The sequence below is a fragment of the Streptomyces sp. NPDC086835 genome, from assembly GCF_044745705.1.
Lineage (GTDB): Bacteria > Actinomycetota > Actinomycetes > Streptomycetales > Streptomycetaceae > Streptomyces.
On the sequence record NZ_JBIVAU010000013.1, the window covers coordinates 46,947 to 67,057 of the forward strand.

General features: G+C 71.4%; 18 protein-coding genes and 1 pseudogene. 11 read left to right on the plus strand and 8 right to left on the minus strand.

Annotation, left to right across the window (positions count from 1 at the left end):
- Positions 1 to 26 precede the first annotated feature (26 nt).
- Both ACIPJI_RS32595 and ACIPJI_RS32600 read right to left on the minus strand, forming a co-directional pair.
- Positions 27 to 1,043: a tetratricopeptide repeat protein gene (locus ACIPJI_RS32595; RefSeq protein WP_402250419.1), complete on the minus strand. Its 1,017-nt coding sequence runs from the start codon at positions 1,041 to 1,043 to the stop codon at positions 27 to 29.
- A 190-nt stretch (positions 1,044 to 1,233) separates the two neighbouring features.
- Positions 1,234 to 2,064 (minus strand): GntR family transcriptional regulator, encoded by an 831-nt coding sequence (locus ACIPJI_RS32600; RefSeq protein ID WP_307709792.1) that lies wholly within the window; start codon positions 2,062 to 2,064, stop codon positions 1,234 to 1,236.
- Positions 2,065 to 2,313: 249 nt separating this feature from the next.
- Between ACIPJI_RS32600 and ACIPJI_RS32605 the strand changes: the two are divergent.
- The 6 genes and pseudogenes from ACIPJI_RS32605 to ACIPJI_RS32630 all read left to right on the plus strand — a co-directional run.
- Positions 2,314 to 2,600, plus strand: a pseudogene (locus tag ACIPJI_RS32605) (ABC transporter permease subunit); the annotation flags it as partial.
- Between the two features lie 12 nt (positions 2,601 to 2,612).
- Entirely contained in the window at positions 2,613 to 4,166 is a 1,554-nt protein-coding gene (locus tag ACIPJI_RS32610) for a beta-N-acetylhexosaminidase (protein WP_402250420.1), read from the plus strand.
- An 11-nt stretch (positions 4,167 to 4,177) separates the two neighbouring features.
- Positions 4,178 to 5,626 (plus strand): cellulose binding domain-containing protein, encoded by a 1,449-nt coding sequence (locus tag ACIPJI_RS32615; protein ID WP_402250528.1) that lies wholly within the window; start codon positions 4,178 to 4,180, stop codon positions 5,624 to 5,626.
- Positions 5,627 to 5,799: 173 nt separating this feature from the next.
- The gene (locus tag ACIPJI_RS32620) at positions 5,800 to 7,047 is read left to right on the plus strand and encodes an extracellular solute-binding protein (RefSeq protein ID WP_402250422.1); all 1,248 of its coding nucleotides are present in this window, start codon (positions 5,800 to 5,802) and stop codon (positions 7,045 to 7,047) included.
- A 264-nt stretch (positions 7,048 to 7,311) separates the two neighbouring features.
- Positions 7,312 to 8,118 (plus strand): GNAT family N-acetyltransferase, encoded by an 807-nt coding sequence (locus ACIPJI_RS32625; protein ID WP_402250424.1) that lies wholly within the window; start codon positions 7,312 to 7,314, stop codon positions 8,116 to 8,118.
- Entirely contained in the window at positions 8,115 to 8,984 is an 870-nt protein-coding gene (locus tag ACIPJI_RS32630) for a lysophospholipid acyltransferase family protein (RefSeq protein WP_402250427.1), read from the plus strand. The genes ACIPJI_RS32625 and ACIPJI_RS32630 overlap by 4 nt, the downstream gene beginning before the upstream one ends.
- On the opposite strand, the gene egtD is transcribed toward ACIPJI_RS32630, so the two are convergent.
- Genes egtD through egtA form a run of 4 tightly spaced genes read right to left on the minus strand, consistent with a single transcriptional unit; the run spans position 8,879 to position 13,187 of the window.
- On the minus strand, positions 8,879 to 9,841 hold the full coding sequence (gene egtD / locus ACIPJI_RS32635) for an L-histidine N(alpha)-methyltransferase (RefSeq protein WP_356624931.1): 963 nt from the start codon (positions 9,839 to 9,841) through the stop codon (positions 8,879 to 8,881). The genes ACIPJI_RS32630 and egtD overlap by 106 nt on opposite strands.
- Positions 9,842 to 10,594, minus strand: coding sequence for an ergothioneine biosynthesis protein EgtC (gene egtC, locus ACIPJI_RS32640; RefSeq protein WP_356624932.1), 753 nt, complete (start codon positions 10,592 to 10,594; stop codon positions 9,842 to 9,844).
- Entirely contained in the window at positions 10,594 to 11,919 is a 1,326-nt protein-coding gene (egtB, locus tag ACIPJI_RS32645) for an ergothioneine biosynthesis protein EgtB (RefSeq protein WP_402250429.1), read from the minus strand. The genes egtC and egtB overlap by 1 nt, the downstream gene beginning before the upstream one ends.
- Entirely contained in the window at positions 11,916 to 13,187 is a 1,272-nt protein-coding gene (gene egtA / locus ACIPJI_RS32650) for an ergothioneine biosynthesis glutamate--cysteine ligase EgtA (RefSeq protein ID WP_356624934.1), read from the minus strand. The genes egtB and egtA overlap by 4 nt, the downstream gene beginning before the upstream one ends.
- A 127-nt stretch (positions 13,188 to 13,314) precedes the next feature.
- Between egtA and ACIPJI_RS32655 the strand changes: the two genes are divergently transcribed.
- The gene (locus ACIPJI_RS32655) at positions 13,315 to 14,169 is read left to right on the plus strand and encodes a TIGR02452 family protein (protein ID WP_402250431.1); all 855 of its coding nucleotides are present in this window, start codon (positions 13,315 to 13,317) and stop codon (positions 14,167 to 14,169) included.
- On the opposite strand, the gene ACIPJI_RS32660 is transcribed toward ACIPJI_RS32655, so the two are convergent.
- Positions 14,154 to 14,651, minus strand: a complete 498-nt coding sequence (locus tag ACIPJI_RS32660; protein WP_402250433.1) for a type II toxin-antitoxin system PemK/MazF family toxin — start codon at positions 14,649 to 14,651, stop codon at positions 14,154 to 14,156. The genes ACIPJI_RS32655 and ACIPJI_RS32660 overlap by 16 nt on opposite strands.
- Before the next feature lie 64 nt (positions 14,652 to 14,715).
- On the opposite strand from ACIPJI_RS32660, the gene ACIPJI_RS32665 reads away from it, so the two are divergent.
- Positions 14,716 to 14,985 (plus strand): hypothetical protein, encoded by a 270-nt coding sequence (locus ACIPJI_RS32665; RefSeq protein ID WP_307709803.1) that lies wholly within the window; start codon positions 14,716 to 14,718, stop codon positions 14,983 to 14,985.
- Between the two features lie 142 nt (positions 14,986 to 15,127).
- Here ACIPJI_RS32665 and trxA read toward each other — a convergent pair whose 3' ends face one another.
- Complete coding sequence (gene trxA / locus ACIPJI_RS32670) at positions 15,128 to 15,523, minus strand: thioredoxin (RefSeq protein ID WP_307709804.1); 396 nt, start codon at positions 15,521 to 15,523, stop codon at positions 15,128 to 15,130.
- A 118-nt stretch (positions 15,524 to 15,641) separates the two neighbouring features.
- Between trxA and ACIPJI_RS32675 the strand changes: the two genes are divergently transcribed.
- From ACIPJI_RS32675 to ACIPJI_RS32685, 3 genes are all read left to right on the plus strand, one after another.
- Positions 15,642 to 17,075 carry a dihydrolipoyl dehydrogenase family protein gene (locus tag ACIPJI_RS32675; RefSeq protein ID WP_402250435.1) on the plus strand — a complete coding sequence of 478 codons (1,434 nt, stop codon included), beginning with the start codon at positions 15,642 to 15,644 and terminating at the stop codon, positions 17,073 to 17,075.
- Between the two features lie 327 nt (positions 17,076 to 17,402).
- Positions 17,403 to 18,599 (plus strand): glycoside hydrolase family 64 protein, encoded by a 1,197-nt coding sequence (locus ACIPJI_RS32680; RefSeq protein ID WP_402250437.1) that lies wholly within the window; start codon positions 17,403 to 17,405, stop codon positions 18,597 to 18,599.
- 133 nt (positions 18,600 to 18,732) lie between these two features.
- Positions 18,733 to 19,677 carry an AEC family transporter gene (locus ACIPJI_RS32685; protein WP_356624939.1) on the plus strand — a complete coding sequence of 315 codons (945 nt, stop codon included), beginning with the start codon at positions 18,733 to 18,735 and terminating at the stop codon, positions 19,675 to 19,677.
- Positions 19,678 to 20,111 lie beyond the last annotated feature (434 nt).

The window sequence follows — 20,111 nt, forward strand, 5'->3', positions numbered from 1 at the left end:
CGTGATGGGCCGAGGATACGGCCCTTTCAGGCGGCGGCCAGCTCGGACCGGAAGGCCACCACGGACTGGCGTGCCTGCCTCAGTCCGATCCGCTCGAACTCCCTCTCCAGCTCGGCGAGTTCCGTGAGGGTCGCGGCAGGCGCGCGGCCGCGGCGGGAGCGCGCCTTGGCGAGCCCGAGGCGGGCGAGCGCGGTGCCCCGTGCCTCGTTCATCTCACGGAACGCGCGCAGCGCACACGTGTAGGCCGTGCACGCCTGCTCGTAGCGGGCCGCCCGGTACAGCACGTTGCCGCGCATCTTGTGGTTGTAGGCCAGCGCGCCGGCGAGTTCCAGATCGCGGCAGACGGCCTCGGCCTCGCTCAGCAGCGCCAGCGCCCGGTCGGTGTCGCCGCGCAGGGACAGCACGTCGGCCATGCCCCGCAGTGACCAGGCGCGGCCCCGCGCGTCGTCGGCCTCCGACGCGATCCGTACGCATTCGGTGAACAGTTCCAGAGCCTTGTGATGGTCGCCCGTGTTCCGGTGCATCTGCGCGATGCCGGACATGGCCCAGACGATGTGGCGGGACTCGCCGTGGGCCCGCGCCTCGTGGAGGAGTTGTTCGTGCAGGTCGGCCACCGCCGCGTAGTCGCCCTGTATGCGTCCGGTCTCTGCGAGGCCGGCCAGGGCGTAGCCGTGGGCGAGCCGCTCTCCGCAGGCGTCGGCGAACGCGACGGCCGCGGAGAGCAGCCGCCGGGCGAGCGGCAGGGAGCCGCACTGGCGGGCGAGTGTCCCGCCGCTCCACAGAGCCCAGGCCATCCCCGCCGGGTCGCCCGCCCGCCGGGCGCAGCGGTAGCTGTCGCGCCATGCCGCGCCCGCCTGCGCGGCGCGCCCCAGTCGCCGGCCCGCCTCGGCGAGGGCGAGCGCGGCACGGGCCGCGTCGAGGTCGCTGCCCGCGTCGCGCCGGGCGCGTTCCGCGGTGGCGAGGACTTCGTCGTACGAGGAGTTCACCGTGAGGGACGAGCTCAGAGCGCCCTGGTACTCGGGAGCGAATGCTTTGCCGTACATGTCGAGGGGGCCTCCTGACCGTGGGGGGTTCGATCAAGAAGCTATGGGGCGGGGGCTGTTCGGCGGATCAGTCTCCTTATGTGTTCCGCACTCGCCCCGAAGTGCTACCCGCGGGCCGCCTGTCATCATCCAGATGTACGTCCGACCCACCTGACCTGCATCGTTGTGGTCGTGGCGGCTGAGGGTGGGTTCAGTACGCGTCGCCGGTCGTCGACGACGTGATGATGTCGCCGTGGGCGAAGTCGCCCGGGGGGATGCCGGGATGGTGGCCCGCCGGGCGGTCGTTGCGTGCGGCGGACGGGCCGAGCGCGAGACGGGAGACGATGCGGTAGCGGTCGCCTCGGTACACCGAGTGGACGTACTCGACGGGGCTGCCCGCGGTGTCCGTCGTGAGGCGCTCGACCAGCAGCGCGGGGGAGAGGACCGGCACGTCGAGCACCGCGGCCTCCGCCTCGTTGACGACGGTCGGCTCGATCGACTGGACCGCCTGGTCGACGTGTACCTGATGGTGTTCGCGCAGGTGGTCGTAGAGGTCTCCGGCCTCGAGCTCCTGCGGGGTCAGGGAGGGTACGAGCCGGGCGGGGATGTGCAGGTGCTCGATCGCCATGGGGGCGCCGTCGACGAGTCGCAGCCGGGCGATGTAGACCAGTTCGGCGGCGGGGGACATGCGCAGCTTGCGGCCGATCCGGGCGCCCGCGGTGATGGTGGTGAGCTCCAGGACACGGCTCGACCAAGCGCCTGCCGCGCGGGGGACGGCGAACGCCGCCTCGTCGGAGACGAGTTCCTGGGTGATCTTCGCCGGTGCGACGAACATCCCGCGGCCGTGCTCGCGCAGCAGCTGGCCGGTGGCGACGAGTTCGTCCACGGCGGCACGCAGGGTGGGGCGGGACACGCCGAGTTCGGCGCAGAGGGTCCGCTCGGAGGGGATGGCGTCGCCGGGTCGCCCGGCCTCGATCAGTCCGAGCAGGAACTCCCTGACCCGCTCCCGCTTCAGTACGGCGCCCGAAGAGCTGCTCTCCATGGACCCTGCCTCTCTGCTCCACGTCGTCGGCAACTGGTCAGATGGTAAACGACAATGCTTACCAGTGATCTGCGTAGCCCTAGGCTCGCTCGCTGAACGAACCAGTGTTTTCAAAGCCCTTGACGTCAACATTGGTCCATGCCACCTTCTAGCCACGCCGTTGGCCAGTTTACCAATTGGTCAACTCACCTCAGGGGTGGATCAGTTGAAGCTTCGCTCCATCGCCGCTGCCGCCGCCATCGCTCTCACGAGGCCGACCAGGTCGACGGCTGCACCCGCGCCGCCGCCTTCCGCCGCGTCACCTTCCCGCTGCTCGCGCCGGGCCTCCTGGCGACCTCGCTGTTCGGCTTCATCACCGCGTGGAACGAGTTCGCCTTCGCCAACATGCTGATCATCAAGACTCGAACGTCTTCGGCACCGACTGGGGCGCAACGATGGCCGCTTCCACGCTCTTCGCCCTGCCCGTACTCGTCCTCTTCCTGGTGCTCCAGCGCCGGGTCTCCGCCGGGATGACCGGCGGCGCGGTCAAGGGATAGGAGCGCCGACACATGCCCGCACCCCTCACAGGACCACCCCGCAGCGGACCCCGTACCGGACCGCGCACCGGTCCCGCACTGATTCCCCGGCCCACCCAACTGACCGTGACGACAGGCGAGTTCGTGCTCGACGGCCGTACGGCCATCCGAGCCACCCGCGGAGCCGAGCCGGCCGCCGCCCTCCTGCGGACCCACCTCGCCCCGGCCACCGGCCTGCCCCTGCCCCTCGCGTCCGACGGCCGTGTCGTCCTCGCGCTCGACCCCCAGCTCACCGGGCTCGGCGCGGAGGGCTACGGACTCACCGTCGGGACCGACGCGGTGCTGCTGCGCGCCGGCCGCCCCGCTGGGCTGCTCCACGGCATCCAGACCCTGCGCCAACTGCTGCCCCCCGCTGTTTTGTCGGGCACTCCCGCAAACGATGCGCACTGGTCCCTGCCCTGCGTGCAGATCACCGACGTACCCCGCTTCCCCTGGCGCGGCGCGATGCTCGACGTGGCCCGCCACTTCCAGCCCGTGGCGTTCCTCCGGCGCTTCGTCGACCTCATGGCGCTGCACAAGCTCAACGTGCTGCATCTGCACCTCACCGACGACCAGGGCTGGCGGATGCCCGTCGTCGCCTACTCGAGGCTCACCGAGGTGGGCGGCCTGCCCCACGGCGGCGCCTACACCAGGGCGGAGCTCTCCGCCCTGGTCGCCCATGCCGCCGACCGGGGTGTCACCGTCGTGCCCGAGATCGAGATGCCGGGCCACGTCCGCGCCGCGCTCGCCGCCTACCCGCACCTCGGCAACCGGCCGGGCCGCCGGCTGGACGTGTGGAGGCAGTGGGGCGTCTGCGAGACCGTCCTCGGTGTGCACGACGAGGTCCTCGACTTCTGTCGCACCGTCCTGGACGAGGTCATCGAAGTCTTCCCCTCCCGGCACGTCCACATCGGCGGCGAGGAGTGCCCCACCACCGAGTGGCACGCCTCGCCCGCGGCACGCCTGCGCGCCGAACAGGAGGGCATCGGCGGCCCCGAGGCGCTGCACGGATGGTTCATGGGACGGATCGGCGCCCACCTGCACGAGCGGGGGCGGCAGCCGCTCGGCTGGACGGAGACCGGCCTCGACCTGCCGCCCTCGTTCACCGCCATGATGTGGCGCGACGAGGCCCACGCCCTGGCCGCCGCCCGCCGCGGCCAGCAGGTGATCATGGCGCCCTACCGCTCCACCTACCTCGACTACCCGCAGTCGGCCGATGCCGGCGAACCGCCCGGCCAGCCCGGCGCGGTCGTCGATCTGCGGGCCGTGTACGGGACGGAGCCGGCCCCCGCCCACTGGGAGGCGGAGGCCGCGGACCGTGTGCTCGGCACCCAGGCCCAGCTGTGGACCGAGTACGTGACCACGGCCGAGCACGTCGAGTACCTCGCCTTCCCTCGGCTGTGCGCCCTCGCCGACACCGCCTGGAGCGGTGGCGGCGACTGGACGGGATTCAGCGCACGGCTGCACCACCACAGAGCCCGGCTCGGCGCCCTCGGCGTCCCGAGCCGACCCCCCACGACCACCCCTTCCGAGAGGAAAACCAGGTGACCAGCACCAGCATGAGCACAACAGCGCGTACCGGCCGGACCCGTACCCGCCCTGGCATCAGGGCACGTGCCGCACTGGCCGCCGCCGTGGTGGCCGGCCTCGGCTGCGCCACCCTGTCCGCCCTGCCGGCCGCGGCCGCCGACGCCTCGGTGAAGGTCCAGTACCGCCAGAGCTCGAGCGGCAGCGACCAGGCGGAGCCGTGGTTCAAGGTCGTCAACTCCGGCAGCACCACGCTCTCCCTGAGCGAGGTGCGCATCCGCTACTACTTCAAGGCCGACGCCGGCGCCTCCTACACCTTCGCCTGCTCATGGGCGGTACGGGGCTGCGCGAACATCACCGGCACGTTCGGCACGCTCGCGGCCCCCACCGCCGACGCGGACCGCTACCTGGAGGTCGGGTTCCGGGCGGGCGCGGGCAGCCTCGCGCCGGGCGCGGACACCGGTGACATGCAACTGCGCTTCCACCGCTCCGACTGGCGCCCCCTCAACCAGAGCGACGACTACTCCTTCGGCCCCGGCCGCACCTCGTACGGCGACTGGACCAAGGTCACGGCGAGCGTCGGCGGCCCGACGGTCTGGGGGACGGCCCCCGCCGGCAACGACCCCACCGACCCCACCGATCCGACGGACCCCACCGACCCGCCGGCGGACGGGCCCGCCCTCTTCGACGACTTCGACTACACCTCGCACACCGACCCGGCCATCGGCGCCCACGGCTGGAACATCCGCTCCAACGCGGGCGGCCCCGGTGTACCCGGAGCGACCTGGGCACCCGAGAACGTCAGCTTCGCCAAGGAGGGGACCAACTCGATCATGAACCTGGAGACCTCCACCGCGGGCAGTGGCGCGACCACCGAACACACCGAGATCCTCACCAAGGACATGAAGTTCAAGAACGGCACCTACGCGGCCCGGGTCCACTTCTCCGACGCTCCACGGTCCGGTCCGGACGGCGACCACCTCGTCCAGACGTTCTTCACCATCAACGACCTCAAGGCCCCGATGGCGGACGACTACGCCGAGTACGACTTCGAGTACCTGCCCAACGGCGGCTGGGGCGAGCCCGCCAACATCCTGTACACCACCTCGTGGGAGACCTACCGGCCCGACCCGTGGGAGGCCGTCAACCAGCACTCCGAGGTCCGGGCGAGCTACGCCGGATGGCACGACCTCGTCCTCACCATCGACGACAGCAGCATCGTCTACTACGTCGACGGCCGCGAGTTCGGCCGGCACGACGCCCGCTACCTTCCCGAGCGCACGATGAGCATCAACTTCAATCAGTGGCTGATCGACCTGGCGGGTCAGGGCAGCACCACGCCCCGCTCCTACGACCAGAAGGTCGACTACGTGCTGCACGTCAAGGATCAGGTCCTCACCCCCGCGCAGGCCGCCGCGAAGGTAGCCGCGTACCGGTCGGCGGGGATCGGCTTCGAGGACAGCGTTCCGGCCACCGGGTGAAAGCCTTGTGATGGGCGGGTGCGGTTTCCGTGCCCGCCCTTTCCACCACTCGGTGCGTTCCGGGACTTGACCGGACCTTTGGTACAGACCAAAATCCAGCCACGCCCGTGCGAGCGCCGCTCGCTTCCCCCCACGTCGGGTCAATTCTCCGTGCCACGCAGAAGGTGACCTCCGTGAAGAACCGCTCGTTCGTCCTGTCCGCCGCACTCGTGTGCGCCGCCACGCTCGTCGGCTGCGGTCTGGTCCCCGGCGGTTCGTCCAAGAGCACCGTGGACATCTGGCTCATGAAGGACAGCGTCTCGGACGAGTTCCTCGAGCGTTTCACCACCGAGTACGAGAAACAGCACCCGTCCGTCGACCTGAAGGTGACCTTCCAGGAGTGGACGGGCATCGGCAAGAAGGTCATGGCGGCGCTCGGCAGCGACGACGCCCCCGAGGTCATCGAGGTCGGCAACACCCAGGTCGCCCAGTACGCGGAGAGCGACGCGCTGCGCGACCTGACCCTCGAATCGGTCCGTGACCTCGGCAGTGAGGACTGGCTGCCCGGTCTCGCGGAACCGGGCAGCATCAACGGGTCCCAGTACGGCATCCCCTGGTACGCGGCCAACCGGGTCGTCATCTACAACAAGGACCTCTTCGCCCAGGCGGGCATAGCCGAGCCGCCCGAGGACCGTGCCGAATGGCTGGAGATCTCCGAGAAACTGGACGGCCCCGGCCGGCAGGGCATCTACCTCTCCGGCCAGGACTGGTACACCCTCGCGGGCTTCGTCTGGGAAGAGGGCGGGCAACTGGCCGTAGAGCAGGGCGGGAACTGGGAAGGCGCCCTGCACTCCAAGGCGGCCCTGCGCGGCATGGACTTCTACAAGCGGCTCCAGTCGCACGGCAACGGGCCGAAGGACGCCGACGAGGTGACGCCTCCGCAGGCGGACGTCTTCGCCAAGGGCGACGTCGCGCAGATCATCGCCGTGCCGAGCGCGGCGCCCCTCATAGAGAAGGCCAATCCCGCGCTCAAGGGGAAGCTGGGCTTCTTCCCCGTACCGGGCAGGACGTCAGAGGCCCCGGGTGCCGTCTTCATCGGCGGCTCCGACCTCATCGTGCCCGAGAACGCGCGGGAGAGATCCGCCGGCGTCGAGGTGGTGAAGGCGCTCGCGAGCGAGGAATGGCAGACCGAGCTCGCCCTCACGATGAACTACGTGCCCAACAAGACCACGCTCGCCGGTGTCATCGAGGGCAGCGAAGGCACGGCCGCCATGGCCGCCGGCGCCGCGAAGGGCAGGGCCACTCCCAACTCGCCGCAATGGGCCGCCGTCGAGGCCGACAACCCCATCAAGCCGTACATGACGGCCGTCCTTCAGGGCCAGGACCCGGCGCGCGCGGCACGAGCGGCGTCGGACAAGATCACGGCGGCGCTGCTGCCCTGATCGGACGGGCGGATCCGCGGTCGCGCATCCACGGCAGCGGATCAGCAGATCAGCAGGACGCGGATCGACGGCAGGCGGATCCACAGGGCGCATCGGCCCGGGCCGGGGAGCGGCATCCGCTCCGCCGGGCATTTCCCGGCATTCAGCGTCCTCACATCCGCTCTCCGCCGGGCGGTCATGTCGAATCCAGCCGGCCACGGAAGAAACAAGGAGCCGGGCCGCCGCACCAGCGGTCCGTCCCTCCGTCCGGCACAGGAGACCGCCATGCCCGCATCGCCGCTCGTCGTCCCTGCTCCGCTGCCCGCCCGGCAGACTGCCCCCTTGCCGCCCCGCCTCGAGGAACCCCGGTACGTCGTTTCGCTCGCCCGCGACCAGGAAGAGGTGCGGGCCGCGCAGCGACTGCGCCACCAGGTGTTCGCCGGGGAGATGGGCGCCAGGCTCGACGGATCCGAACCCGGTCTGGACTCCGACGCCTTCGACGCCTACTGCGACCACCTGCTCGTGCGCGAGTCGGACACCGGTGAGGTCGTCGGCACCTACCGGCTGCTGCCGCCCGAGCGCGCCCGTGTAGCCGGCCGCCTCTACTCCGAGGGCGAGTTCGATCTCACCCGCCTCGACCCGATCCGCGACGACCTCGTCGAGGTCGGCCGCTCCTGCGTCCACCCCCTGCACCGCAACGGCGCCGTGATCGCCCTCATCTGGGCCGGCCTGGCCCGCTACATGACCCGCACCGGCCACAACTGGCTCGCGGGCTGCTGCTCGATCCCCCTCGGCGACGGCGGCACCCTCGCCGCGGCGACCTGGGACACCGTGCGGGCCAAGAACCTGGCGCCCGAGGAGCACTGGGTGGCCCCGCACAAGCTGTGGAACGCGGAAGGCGTCGCCCGCCCCGCCGGCCGCACCGAACTGCCGCCGCTGCTGCGCGGCTACCTCAGGCTCGGCGCCTGGGTGTGCGGGGCGCCCGCCTACGACCCCGACTTCAACGTCGCCGACCTCTACGTCCTGCTGTCGCTGCGCCGCACCAACCCGCGCTACCTGCGGCACTTCCTCTCCCTCGCCCCCGTGCGATGAGCGCCTGGCTGCCCCGCGCGCCCTGCACACCCGAGGGCTGCGCGACCCACGACGGGCCCGCCGCCGGGCCGCTCAAGGCCCTCGCCCGGCTGCTGGCGGGCCTGGCGACCGTGGGCGGCGGCCTGCTGCTCGCCCCCGTCGCGGCCCTCTTCGGCGTAGTTCTCGGCGCCGCGTTCCGCCACCGGCTGACCCGTTGCTGGTCACGCGCCGTGCTGCGGGCGTTCGGCGTGCGCGTACGCGTCGTCGGGCTGCCGCACGACCTGCGGGCCTCACTGGTCGTCGCCAACCACGTCTCATGGCTGGACATCCCCCTGGTCGCCGCGGTGCTGCCGGGACGGATGCTCGCCAAGAGCGAGGTCCGCTCATGGCCGGTCCTCGGGCCGCTGGCCGCCCGCGGCGGCACGCTCTTCCTGGAACGGGACCGGTTGCGCGCGCTGCCCGCAGCCGTGGCGTCGATGGCGGACGCACTGCGCGGCGGGGCCCGTGTCGTCGTCTTCCCGGAGGGCTCCACCTGGTGCGGGCGTGGCCGGGGGCGGTTCCGGCCCGCCGCGTTCCAGGCCGCCCTCGATACGGGCGCCGCCGTCCAGCCCGTACGCATCACCTATTCGCCCACCGGGGCGGCGGCGTTCGTCGGCGACGATCCGCTGCTCGCCTCCCTGTGGCGGGTCGCGGCGGCCGAAGGGCTCACCGCGGAGATCCGGCTGCTGCCGCCGGTCCTCCCCGGGAGCCACCCCGACCGCCGCTCACTGGCGCTGGCCGCTCAGCTCGCCGTGGCGAGCGACAGCGCGAACCTGCCCTCCCCGTCCGTCCACCAGTGCGTCAGGTCCATCCCGGCCCCGGCGAGTTCGGTCCGTACACCGTCCTGACGGAACTTCGCGGACACCTCCGTCCGCAGTTCCTCCCCCTCCTCGAACGGCACCACCAGGTCCAGCTCGGGAATCTTCACGGAGAGGGCGGAGCGGGCCCGCAGTCTCATCTCGATCCACTCGTTGTCGCGGTCCCAGCGCGCCACATGGTCGAAGTCGCCGGGATCCACGTCCGCTCCGAGCTCCCGTGCCAGCACCGCCAGGACGTTCTTGTTGAACTCGGCGGTGACGCCCGCGGCGTCGTCGTAGGCGCGCACGAGCACCGCCTCGTCCTTCACCAGGTCCGTGCCCAGCAGCAGGAAGTCGCCGGGGTCCAGCATGGCCCGCACGGACCGCAGGAAGAGCGCCCGCTCGTCCGGCAGGAGGTTGCCGATCGTCCCGCCGAGGAACGCGACCAGCCGGGGCCCCGGCGTCACGGGCAGCTCCGGCCCGCGAGTGAAGTCGGCGATCAGGGCGTGCACGTTCAGGTCCGGATGGTCGGCGAGCAGGGCCTGTGCCGCGCCGTTCAGCGCGCTCTCGCTGACGTCCACGGGCACGTAACTGTGCAGCGAGGGCAGGGCGTCCAGCAGGAAACGGGTCTTCTCGGACGAGCCGGACCCGAGCTCCACGAGCGTCCGCGCCCCGGTCGCCAGGGCGATCTCCGGCGCCCGTTCGGCGAGGATCTCCCGCTCGGCGCGGGTCGGGTAGTACTCGGGAAGCCGGGTGATCTCCTCGAACAGTTCGCTGCCGCGGGCGTCGTAGAACCACTTCGGCGGCAGGGTCTTGGGCGTACGGGTCAGGCCGTGCAGCACATCGGCCCGCAGCGCGGCGTTGGTCGCGTCCTCGGGCAGGGTGCGGGTCAGCAGGAACGGGCTCACTTAGGTCGGCTCCTTGAGCTCGGTCAGCAGGACGTCGGCGCGGGTCGCGGTGAGCAGCGTCCGGTCCGGCACCTCCTGCCACAGCGGATCGTCGTCGTACGGTTCCGAGGCCACGACCGTGCGCAGGCCGGGCTCGGTGAGATACCAGAGGGTGTCGCCCCAGGCGGTCGCGGCGATCACCGTGCCGTCCGTCAGGAGCAGGTTCAGCCGGGATCCGGGCGCGGCCGCGGCCGCGTCACGGACGGTGTCGGCGAGCGCCTGGGCGGGCGAGTCGCCGGCGCGCAGCCGGTGCAGCACCAGCGCCCACAGCAGCGCCGAGTCGTTGCGCGCCTCCATCGACAGCAGTTCCTCCGCCGGCAGCGCCGCGGAGAGCGGGCCCATCGAGGCCGGCCAGCCGCGCACCGCGCCGTTGTGGCTGAACAGCCAGGGCCCGGAGGCGAACGGCGCCGCCGCGGCCTCGCCGTCCGCGCCGGGTGCGGTGGCGTCCCGCACGGCGGCGAGCACCGCGTGGCTGCGCACCACCCGCGCCAGGTCGGTGAAGGACAGGTCCGCCCAGATCGGCCCCGCGCGCCGGTACCTGGCGGGCACCGGGTCGCCGTCCGCGTACCAGCCGATCCCGAAGCCGTCCGCGTTGACCGTGCCGTAGCGCTGCCGGCGCGGCGCCCAGGACTGGCGGAACAGGCCGTGTTCGGGCTCGACGAGCAGTGTGCCCAATGGCTCGGGCCGTCCCAGAAAGGCGATATGACGGCACATCAGAGGCTGCCCCCGTCCGGGCCGGCGGGCTGCTGCGCGTCCCGTGCGGTGCGGAAGCCGGAGAAGATCTGGCGGCGCACCGGCAGGTCCCAGTTGCGGAACGTGCCCCGGCAGGCCACCGGGTCGACGGCGAACGAACCGCCGCGCAGCACCTTGTGCTCGCTCCCGAAGAACACCTCCGAGTATTCGCGGTAGGGGAACGCGACGAACCCCGGGTAGGGCAGGAAGTCGCTCGATGTCCACTCCCACACGTCGCCGATGAGCTGCCGTACGCCCAGCGGCGATTCTCCCTGCGGATAGCTGCCCGCGGGCGCGGGCCGCAGATGGCGCTGGCCGAGGTTGGCGTGCGCCTCCGTCGGGTCCGCGTCGCCCCACGGGTAGCGGCGGGCCCGGCCGGTGTGCGGATCGTGCCGGGCAGCCTTCTCCCACTCGGCCTCGGTCGGCAGCCGCCGGCCGGCCCAGCGCGCGTAGGCGTCCGCCTCGTACCAACTCACGTGCAGTACGGGCTCGTCCGGCGGGACCTCCTCGATGACGCCGAATCGGCGGCGCAGCCACATCCCGCCCTCGCGGCGCCAGAACAGCGGCGCGCCGATGTCGTGCTGCCGGATCTGGTCCCAGCCCTCAGCCGCCCACCAGCGGCGTTCGTGGTAGCCGCCGCCCTCGATGAACGCCTGGTACTCGCCGCAGGTCACAGGGGTCGTGTCGATGTGGAACGCGGGCAGGATGCGCCGGTGCGCGGGCCGTTCGTTGTCGAGCGCCCACGGCTCTGTGGACGTCCCCATCGTGAACGCCCCGCCGGGCACCAGCACTTCACGCGGCAGCGGACGGGTGTCATGGACGGGCGGCTCCGGCGCGGACAGGGCGGGCGGCCCTTTGCGCAGCTGATGGGTGATCAACATCGTCTCGTCATGCTGCTGCTCGTGCTGGGCGATCATCCCGAAGGCGAAGCCGGCGTCCACGAGCGGACCGCCCTCGAACGCGGTGCGCTCCAGAATGTCCAGCACCCGGCCGCGCACATCGGCGGCGTAGACCCGTGCCTCCGCGGGCGCCAGCAGCGGCAGGGAGGGACGGGCCGCGCGGGGATGCTCGAACGCGTCGTAGAGGGAGTCGATCTCGGGCCGGAGCGCCTCGCCCTTGCCGACCTGGCGGAGCAGCCACTGCTCCTCCTGGTTGCCGATATGGGCCAGGTCCCACACCAGCGGCGACATCAACGGCGAGTGCTGAGCGGTCAGATCACGGTCGTCGACGCACGACGTGAGAGCGGCGGTGCGTTCACGGGCACGGGTCAGCGCATCGAGTGCCAGACTCCGCAGCTGGTCGGTCATGTACCGGGCTCCTTCACCACGGAGGCGATCAGGTCGTCGGCGGGGCACCGGCCCCGCAGTACATGGTGTTCGTTGAAACGGGCCACCTCGTCGAGCACCGTCGTCGACGCGCCGAGGCGTCCCAGCGCCTCCAGTGCCGCGGCGAAGCACGTCACGGCGGCGCTCCGCAGCTCCTCCTCCGCCAGCCCGTGCCGTGCCGCGGCCACCCACAGCGCGTTGCGCGGCGCGACGCCGGCGCCCGTGGACTCGGCCAGGGGCTTGAGGGAGCGGTACACGGTCTCCGCCGCCTCGGGGTCGTCGAAGAGCGCGGTGGTCACCGCGAGCGGCACCATCCAGCCGTTCTCGCCGGGCTGCGCGTCGATCATGCGCAACTCCAGGTGTCCGCGCGGCCGTACGGGCGGGAACAGCGTGGTGAGGTGGTAGCGGAGGTCCTCCTGCGTCGCCGCACGCGGCCCGCCGGAGCGCAGCCAGCTCCGGAAGGTCAGCCCCTCGGGGAGCGGCCACGCCCCCTCCGGCATCCGTACGCACATCACGGGTGCGTCCAGTGCGTGCGCGGCCCATGCCGCTCGCGGCTCCGCCTCCAGGGGAGGTGCCATCGGGCGCACCGGGTCGAGCACGTTCCACACCGCCTGCCGCGTGGAGCGCCAGCCCGTAGGACGCCCGGCCAGCATGGGCGAGTTGGCGAAGGCCGCCAGCAGGACCGGGCCCAGCAGATGGGCGAGCCGCCAGCGGCGGCCGTGCCCGAGCGGGCCCGGCTCCTCCTCACCCGTGTCGAGCGACACTTGGACGGAGGCGGAGCTGCACATCATGGAGCGGCCGTACGGACCGGAGCGGTCCAGGTATCTCTCCATCGCGTCGTAGCGCGGTTCGTGGAGGATCCGGCGTGGCGGGTGCCAGGGATCGACTCCCATGCCGTTCAGAGCGAGGCCTGCCGGACGGAGGGCCGTTCGAACGGCGTCCAGATCGGCGGCTGTGGAGTCGATGCACTCCATCAGGGAGGCGGCGGGGCGCGAACTGAGTTCCAGCTGGCCGCCGGGCTCGAAGGTGAGTAGGGAGGTCAGGGGCAGGGCGCGTATGTCGTCGAAGGCGCTGGTGAGGCGGTCGCGCGCCACGGGTTTGTCCGGCTGCTCCCGGTCATGGACCAGCCACTCCACCTCCACGCCCACGGTGCGGGGCGGACCTGTCTTGAAGCAGATACATCGGAGCAGGTCCTCGGCCTCGTCCTCGGACATCGGACGGCTGAAGTCGCCCGTTCCCGCTCGGTGCATGATCGGCTCCTCCTGTCGAAGGGACTTCTGTCAACCTAAGGCCACCGCTGCGGGTCCGCACAAGAGTGCCCCTGAGGAGCGGAAATGTGTTTGCCGCCGTCACCTGGGGTTCCCGATGATGTCGGGCATGAGTGCACGACTACGGGGAATCGCCAAGCAGACCGAGGAGATCGTCGGGGCCGGGGGGTACCGCCTTCCTGACGGACGCGAGGTACGGATAGGGCAGCAGCTCGCCACCGCACTGGCGGGCACACGGATGTACGGACCGGAGCCGGTGGCCGTCTCACCGGACACGGACCGGATCACTCGCTTCGAGGTCACGGGCGAGAGCAGCACCGAGGCCGCCCGCCGGCTCACCGGCACCCAAGAGGGACCGGTCGCCGTCCTGAACTTCGCCTCCGCCCGCAATCCCGGCGGCGGTTACCTCAACGGGGCGCAGGCCCAGGAGGAAGCACTCTGCCGGGCGTCCGCCCTGTACGCCACGCTGCTGCGCGTGCCCGAGTTCTACGAGCACCACCGGGCGGAACGCAGCGTCTTCTACACCGACCGGGTGATCCTCTCGCCCGGTGTGCCGGTCTTCCGCGACGACCGGGGGCAGCTGCTGGAGCAGCCGTTCACGGTCGGCTTCCTCACCTCTCCCGCGCCCAACGCGGGAGTCGTCGCACTCCGCACACCGGGCGAGGTCCACCGCATCCCCGCCGCGCTCGCGTCACGAGCGGAACGGGTCCTGGAGACGGCGGTCGCGGGCGGCTACCGCCGTCTCGTGCTCGGCGCCTGGGGCTGCGGCGTCTTCCGCAACGACCCCGCAGCCGTCGCCGGAGCCTTCCACGCGCTGCTGACCGGGGGCGGCCGGTTCGCCGCCCACTTCGAGGAGATCGTCTTCGCCGTGCTCGACCGGGCCGGCACCTCGCCGACGCTCGCCGCGTTCCGCCGTACCTTCGCCGATCGCACCGGCGCCGCCGGGGCTCAGCTCCAGCCGTAGCGCTCCCGCAGCCGCCGCACCACACGGTCGAACCGCGGCCGGTCCAGCGCGCTCGCCTCACGGCGCATCCCCGTCTCGTGCACCCGCAGCACCCGGTCCAGATCCACCCACGACTCGCGTCCGGCGCCGTCCCACGGCCCCACGCCGATCGGCACCCACTCCCGGTCGTGGTCGTGGCGCTTGCTGGACAGCTGGACGGCCAGCAGCGTGCCGGCCGCCTCCCTGGCCACGACCAGGACCGGCCGGTCCTTGCCGCGGCCGTCGTTCTCCTCGAACGGCACCCACGTCCAGACGATCTCACCCGGGTCCGGATCGCCGTCGCGGTCCGGCGCGTACGAGGTGCGGACCGGTCCGACGCGGAGGGGATCGGCCTCCGTGGTGGCGGCCGGGCCGCTGCTGCCGGGCAGGTGGGCAAAGACCTCGGAGCGCGGGGAGCCGTGCGGTCTCCGCGGGCCGGGCGATGGGGCGGTGGAATGCGTCATCCGGTCACGGTAGTGCCCGCCGGGCGACGTGCGGGCGCGGCGGCGGGTGTCTAGCGTCGCCTGCATGAACACACAACCGCAGCGCTTCGGGATCATCGTGGTCCCCGAACACGTCGAAGGGCACGATCCCGCCACGCTCGCCGAGGACGTCATCCGCTCCGCCGTCGTGGACGCCACGGGGGAGATGGGCGCCTCGGGCTACCCGCGTTACGTCGGCGACGGCGTCGAGGTCGACATCGACCCGCAGACCCGCGCGGTCGAGGCCCTGCTGGTGGACGGCGCGGAGCTGTCGTTGGGACTGGTGGCGCGGGTCGTGGACGCGGAGGAGGCGTAGCGCCCCTCGAGGGTGTGCTGCCGGCAGCACGGACGACCGTGCCGGTGTGTGACACGCGGACGGCCGGGGTCCGGCCCGACGAAAATCGGGCGGGTCCCCGGCCGGACGTATGCGGGGACCTGCGTACGGGGAAGGTGCCCGGTCAGGCGCTTGCCTGGCCGGGCTCGGCGGCGGCGCCCTTCTGGGCCTCGTCGATCGACTTGCGGACCGCGTCCATGTCCAGCGCGCGCGCCTGGCCGATGACGTCCTCGAGGGACGACTCGGGCAGCGCACCGGGCTGGGCGAAGACCGCGACGTTCTCGCGCACGATCATCAGAGTCGGGATCGAACGGATCTCGAAGGCAGCCGCGAGCTCCTGCTGCGCCTCGGTGTCGACCTTCGCGAACACCAGGTCGGGGTGACGCTCCGACGCGCCCTCGAAGACCGGCGCGAACTGGCGGCAAGGACCACACCAGGAAGCCCAGAAGTCGATCAGGACGAAGTCGTTGTCGGTCACGACCTGATCGAAGTTTTCCTTGGTGAGCTCAACGGTGCTCATGACGTGCTACCTCTTCCTGAGGTCCGGGGGACTCGCCCCGCACAACGGTGCCCGGGGCCGTGCTATTCCTGCCCCTGCCCATGTGGCCAGGAGGCACACCCCGGATCAGACTGGCCCTATGACCCATGCTGTGGAGTACGACGTCGTAGTGCTGGGCGCGGGCCCCGTCGGGGAGAACGTGGCGGATCGGACCAGAGCGGCGGGCCTGAGTACCGCGGTGGTGGAGAGCGAACTCATCGGCGGCGACTGTTCCTACTGGGCGTGCATGCCCAGCAAGGCGCTGTTGCGCCCGGTGATCGCGCGGGCCGACGCCCGCAGGCTGCCCGGCGTGAGCGCCGCCGTACAGGGCCCGCTGGACAGCAAGGCCGTGCTGGCCCGCCGCGACGAACAGGCAGCCCACTGGAACGACGAAGGCCAGCTGGCCTGGCTGGATTCCATCGGCGCACGTGTCTATCGCGGCAAAGGGGCCCTGCACGGCCCCAGAAAGGTGGTGGCGTACGGGCCGGAGGGCGAGCACTACTCACTGACCGCCCGGCACGCCGTCGTCGTGAGCACCGGCAGCCGCGCCGTACTGCCCGACATCCCCGGCCTGGCCGGAGCCAGGGCGTGGACCAGCCGCGAGGCCACCAGCGCCCGCGAGGCGCCGGGCCGGCTCGCGGTCGTCGGCGGGGGAGTGGTCGGGGTGGAGATGGCCACCGCCTGGCAGGCGCTCGGCTCGCAGGTGACCATGCTCGTCCGCGGCGGCGGCCTGCTGCCACGGATGGAACCCTTCGTCGGTGAGCACGTGGCGGAAGGCCTCAGGGAGGCCGGCGTCACCATCCGGACGGACACCGACGTCACCGCGGTCGAACGGCCCGGCGGCACCGGCCCCGTCACCCTGGTCCTCGGTGACGGCGAGCGCATCGAGGCCGACGAGGTGCTCATCGCGACGGGCCGCGCCCCGCGCACCGACGACATCGGACTGGAGACCGTGGGCCTGGAGCCGGGCTCGTGGCTGACGGTGGACGACAGTTGCCGCGTGCAGGGCACGGACTGGCTGTACGCGGTCGGTGACGTCAACCGCCGCGCGCTGCTCACCCATCAGGGCAAGTACCAGGCCCGGGTCGCGGGGGCCGCCATCGCCGCCAGGGCGCAGCAGGTCCCGCTGCTGGAGACCGACCGCTGGGGCGCCCACTCCGCGACGGCCGACCACGCGGCAGTGCCACAGGTGGTGTTCACCGACCCGGAGGCAGCGGCCGTGGGACTCTCGCTCGCCGAGGCGGAAGGGGCAGGACACCGGGTGCGCGCCGTCGACTACGACCTCGCCTCCGTCGCAGGCGCCGGACTGTACGCGGAGAACTACCGCGGACGTGCCCGCATGGTCGTCGACCTCGACCGCGAGATCCTGCTGGGCGTCACCTTCGTCGGCGCGGGCGTCGGTGAACTGCTGCACTCCGCCACGATCGCGGTGGCCGGAGAAGTGCCCATCGACCGGCTGTGGCACGCGGTTCCGTCCTTCCCGACCATCAGCGAGATCTGGCTGCGGCTGCTGGAGACGTACCGGGCGGGCTGACAAGGGGCGCGTGTGCAGGGGCCGGCAGGGTGGCGTTCCCGCCCTGCCGGCCCCGATGCCGTCACGGCGACCACCACTGATGCGCCTTCTTCGCGGCGCCGGCAGCGGTGTCAGCCCGGCGGTGCCTGACGACCTCAATGACAACTCCTGCGCGAATTCTTGACGGCGGTCCGGTGCGGGCCGATTCTGAGAGCGCTCTCAGGCGTCTGTTCCGGGCCCGGGCCACTCCATCGAACAGTCCGGCCCTGGATCGTGACGACATCCCACCAGCATCCGACGACGATCCGACAGGGATCCGTCGAGGATCCGATCAGGAGGAGGTGGAGCGTGTCTGTCTCACGGAAGTTACTGGCGCTGGCGTTCACCGCGCTGCTGTGCGCCGCCGGCGTCACCGCTACCGGACCCACCGCGACGGCGGAAGCCGCGGTGCCCGCGACCATCCCGCTCAAGTTCACCAACAACTCGGGCCGCAGCGAGCCGGTCTACATCTACAACCTCGGCACGGAGCTCAGCACCGGCCGGCAGGGCTGGGCCGACGCGAGCGGCACGTTCCATCCCTGGCCTGCCGGCGGCAACCCGCCGACCCCGGCCCCCGACGCGTCGATCGCCGGCCCTACCTCCGGCCGTTCCGTCACGATCCGGATGCCCAAGTTCTCCGGGCGGATCTACTTCTCGTACGGGCAGAAGCTCGTCTTCAAGCTCACCACCGGCGGTCTGGTGCAGCCCGCGGTGCAGAATCCGAGCGACCCGAACCGCAACATCCTCTTCAACTGGTCCGAGTACACACTCAACGACTCCGGCCTGTGGATCAACAGCACACAGGTGGACATGTTCTCCGCCCCTTACGCGGTCGGCGTTCAGGCCGCCGACGGAACGGTCAAGAACACCGGTCACCTCAAGCCCGGTGGCTACAACGGCTTCTACAACGCCCTGCGCGGTCAGCCCGGCGGGTGGGCGAACCTCATCCAGACGCGCGCGGACGGTACCGTCCTGCGCGCCCTCGCCCCCGGCCACGGCATCGAGGCCGGCGCGCTGCCGGCGAACATCATGGACGACTACATCAACCGGGTCTGGAACAAGTACGCCACCTCGACGCTCACGGTCACGCCCTTCGCCCACCAGCCCGGCATCAAGTACTACGGCCGGGTCTCCGGCGGGGTCATGAACTTCACGAACGGCTCCGGGACCGTCGTCACCTCGTTCCAGAAGCCGGACTCCGACAGTGTCTTCGGGTGCTACAAGCGGCTCGACGCCCCCAACGACCAGGTGCGCGGCCCGATCTCGCGCACGCTGTGCGCGGGCTTCAACCGCTCGACACTGCTGGTCAACCCCAACCAGCCGGACACCGGTTCCGCGAACTTCTACAAGGACGTCGTGACCAACCACTACGCCCGCAAGATCCACGCCCAGATGGCCGACGGCAAGGCGTACGCCTTCGCCTTCGACGACGTCGGCGCCCATGAGTCACTGGTGCACGACGGCAATCCGCAGACGGCGTACGTCACGCTGGACCCGTTCAACTGACGGGCTCTTCAGCGCCCGCACCCCTGTCCGCCGTCCCCACAGCCCCACCGTCCCTCGAACTTCGCCGCCCCCGGAGCATCACCTTCCCGGGGGCGGCGGAGAGGCCTTGATCACCGTCGGGCATGCTGATCCGGTGACCGTGCTCTCCGGCTTTCTGCCCATCTGGGCGATCACCGCCGTCGGTTGGGCGGCCGGCCGGTTCGACGTACTCGGAAAGCAGGCCCAGTCGGTGCTGGGCCGGTTCGCCTTCGCGTTCGCCATGCCCGCGCTGCTGTTCGTGACACTGTCGCGGGCCGACGTGTCCGACCTCCTGAGCCCCGGCGTGGCGGTCTTCGCCGCCAGTGTCCTCATCATGCTCGCCCTCGGCCTGCTGATCGGCCGGTGGGTGTTCCACCGCCCACGGGCCGACCGGGCGATCGGCGCCATGGCGGGCGCCTACGTGAACTCCGCCAACCTCGGCATCCCCGTGGCCGTACATGTGCTGGGTGACGCCTCGTTCGTGGTCGCGGCAGCCCTGTTCCAGACGCTGTTCGTCACCCCTCTGATCCTGACACTCATAGATCTCGACGCGGGCCGCGACGCCGGCGGCCGGAGCCGCTTCCTGTGGCTGCCGCTGCGCAACCCGATCATCGCCGCGTCGGCGGCGGGGGTGACGGTGTCCGTCCTCGGCGTGCACTTGCCGGAGGCCGTGACCGCACCCGCCCAGATGCTCGGCGGCGCGGCGGTCCCGGCGGCGCTGTTCGCGCTGGGCATGTCCCTCGACACCCGCGCCACGGAGCCCGGCACCGTAGCCCTGGAGTTCGGCACGCCCGCCGGGCGTGCGGAGCGGCACGTCCTCGTCATCCTCAAAACGGTTGTCCAGCCGCTGCTCGCCTACGCGCTGGCCCGGTGGGGGTTCGGCATCGAGGGTGACGACCTGCTCGCGGTGGTGCTCTGCGCGGGCCTGCCGACCGCCCAGAACGCGTTCATCTTCGCGTCGCAGTACCGCCTCGACACCCGACTGGCCAGGGACGCCGTCGTGTTGACCACCCTGTTCTCCATGGGATCCCTGTCGCTGATCACCTGGCTTCTCGCGTGAGCGGCCCGTTGGTGGGGCCACCTGCCCGGCGTAGCCCCTCCCCTCGGTACCTGCGTCCACGAGAGACGCAGCGACCGGGTCGGCGGCCGACGGCGCGAGAGCAACGAACTGGGCGGTAGACAACGATCTGTCGAAGGGTGCGTACCGAAGGGTGCGTATCGAAGGATGGACGGATTGGAAAGGAAGCTGCGGCTGTTGTAGAAAGGGCCTCATGAATCACGAGCCCTTGGTGCGACGCCTGGTCATCGACCTGTGCCGACGCACGGCCTCGTGTTGTAGCTGAATCCGCGTCCCTGACGCTCCCTGCCGACCGGTGGTGTCGCCCGTGTCGGTAAGGCATGTTCCGCGCACTCCGTAGCGGGACTTCATTTCCTTTTCGGTCCGGTTCCGGCTCAATGCTGCCCGCTACGTCGACCGACTTCACCTGTTCATGC